Origin of the sequence: Brachyspira catarrhinii (assembly GCF_005518285.1) — a bacterium.
GTDB lineage: Bacteria > Spirochaetota > Brachyspiria > Brachyspirales > Brachyspiraceae > Brachyspira > Brachyspira catarrhinii.
This window is the reverse complement of the sequence record NZ_SJDU01000847.1, coordinates 1-342: the sequence shown is the minus strand read 5'-3', so window position 1 is coordinate 342 and position 342 is coordinate 1. Positions and strand designations below refer to the sequence as shown.

The 342-nt window shown below is 36.5% G+C and carries 1 pseudogene; it reads left to right on the top strand.

The window, feature by feature from the left end:
• A pseudogene (locus tag EZH24_RS14595) lies at positions 1-342 on the top strand (hypothetical protein); the annotation flags it as partial.

Here is a 342-nt window from a genome sequence, read left to right as displayed (position 1 = left end):
GCTATAAAAAATTCCTATGAAGGTTATCCGACAATAGCGAGTTCGAATCATACAAGAAGTAATTTTACATTAACGATACCTGGAACATATAATAACGGAACTTTATATTATGTAACGGTTACGGCTTACGGAACTAACGAACTTCTTGAAAGCAGGTATATAGAAACCAAAATAGATTCGGTAGTTCCCGTTATACCAAGAGAAGAAGGCACAAACGCGGGAAATACATTAAGCGCAAATGGAACTACATTCGGCGTTATAGATACAACTGCGGGATTGGTTAGTGGCTCGAACAATTGGAAAGTTCAATATTTCGGCGCTCAAACAAATTTTAATACAATA